The following is a 1,730-nucleotide window of genomic DNA, read 5'->3' as shown; positions in this document are numbered from 1 at the left end:
CATGATTACCGCCTCATTCAGCCTGCAAAAAAGTATTCAGGTGCCCCCTCCTAACCCTGACGAAGACGGCGTTTCACAATCACTGCAGACACTGGATGATTTCCGCGAAGAATCGATTATCGTCGAAATCGATCGCAATAACGCCATTTATGTTGACGACACCAAACTCTCAAACCCTTCCCATATCGTGCAGGCGATTCTGGATCGCCGCAATCAGGATGGAAAACCAAAATCGGAATTAGTGCTCAGTGCACATAAAGCAGCCCGACATGAAACCGTCGTCGCTGTTGTCGACGCAGCCAATGAAGTCGGTATGCAGAAAATCAGGCTCGCTTCGTATCGCGGTCCTGAAGACTGACCCGTAAAAGTAAATTGTGATCGCATGCAACTTATCCCGACATTCTGTAAAGAATAAGTGATTGAGATGGCCAGTTTAGAAGTTTCATTTTTATCCGGAAAAGCTCAAATCATTGAGTTATCCAAACAGCAGCCTGTTTCAATCGGCAGTCATGCTTCCAATGATTTACAGATTGAAGGTGAAGGTGTTGCCACCATGCAATGCCGTATCAGCTGGAATAAAAAAGGGTTCGAAATTCTTGCTGCAACCAGTGACGGAATTGAAATCAATGGAGTCATGTCGGGACGCTCAGTCTTAAATGATGGCGATTTAATCCGGATCGGGGAAGCAGACATTCTGTTTGTAGACGAAGTCGATCTGCTGGATCTCAATGCCCCACTGCCGGACGTATCAGGCGAACAGGAAAGTTCGATGTACGACCTGAAACCAGTCAGTCATCACAATCTTGACTTTTCAGTCCGTACCCCTGCAAAGCCTCAGGAAGAAAATCGGGGGACCGGTCCGAAATCAACCAAAACCCCCTCTCCTGAAAAAGAACCAAAAGCTGAGAAAAAGAAACGCACAAAGACCAGGAATGAGAAAAAGTCCCCCAGTCCGGAAGAAGAACTGATCCCCGATGATGACCTTGATCTGGCATCTGCTGCTGAACTGCTTACAGATCGGGAGCCCGATGAACCGTCTCAAGCGCCTGCCACAGCATTTTTATCTCGCTCCAGTGAACACGCCTCTGAGGAATCTGATACAGCGGCACAGAAGGAAGAAAAACAGACACTCTCCTTAAAAGACCGCGTGCGGAATCGCTCTTCTCGCAATGCCGTACGACCGGGTGAACGTCAAATTGCGCGGTCTCCGCTGGTGCTCTCGCTCACCGGTGGCATGATTCTTTTGGCGCTGATCGCACTGACCTTCTGGTTCATTATTGGTCGTGATACCGCAAAACGTCATTATGATGCCGCAGTTCAGGAAATGGATGCCGGAAAGTATTCCCAGGCAATTCAGCTTTTCGAACAGTTTCTGGAAAATTACAGCAAAAGTGATTACGCCGATGAAGCACGAATCTTGCTCAGCAAATCGTTTGTTGAAAAAGAAATTTCCGGCTCAACGCCTGCCTGGAACGCGGGACTGGAAGCGACTAACAATTTCATCAAAAAACACCGGGATGACTCGAACTTTAAGGAGCTGTACCCCACGCTCGTCGATTATGGTCAGAAAATTGCCTTCGGTGCGGTCGAAACAGCCAGCCGAACGAAAGAACGCGAGCTGTTAACCGTTTCAAAAAATGCAGAAAGCATTCTGACCCGCTACAGCCCGCAGGATGCCCCCCCCACTGACGCGTTAGCCAAGATCCAGGCCGGATATGAAAAAGCCGAAG

General features: G+C 48.6%; 2 protein-coding genes. Both read left to right on the top strand.

Going from position 1 to position 1,730, the window contains the following annotated elements:
• Positions 1 to 358 (top strand): biopolymer transporter ExbD (locus tag Q0294_RS19430; protein ID WP_299468763.1); only part of this gene is annotated, 358 nt, incomplete at its 5' end.
• A 66-nt stretch (positions 359 to 424) separates the two neighbouring features.
• Positions 425 to 1,730, top strand: a 1,306-nt coding sequence (locus Q0294_RS19425) for an FHA domain-containing protein (protein ID WP_299468761.1), incomplete at its 3' end; no start/stop codon positions are given.

It is taken from the genome of uncultured Gimesia sp. (assembly GCF_937919775.1).
Lineage (GTDB): Bacteria > Planctomycetota > Planctomycetia > Planctomycetales > Planctomycetaceae > Gimesia.
Note: the sequence above shows the minus strand (reverse complement) of the source record. Positions and strands in the feature narration are given on the sequence as shown.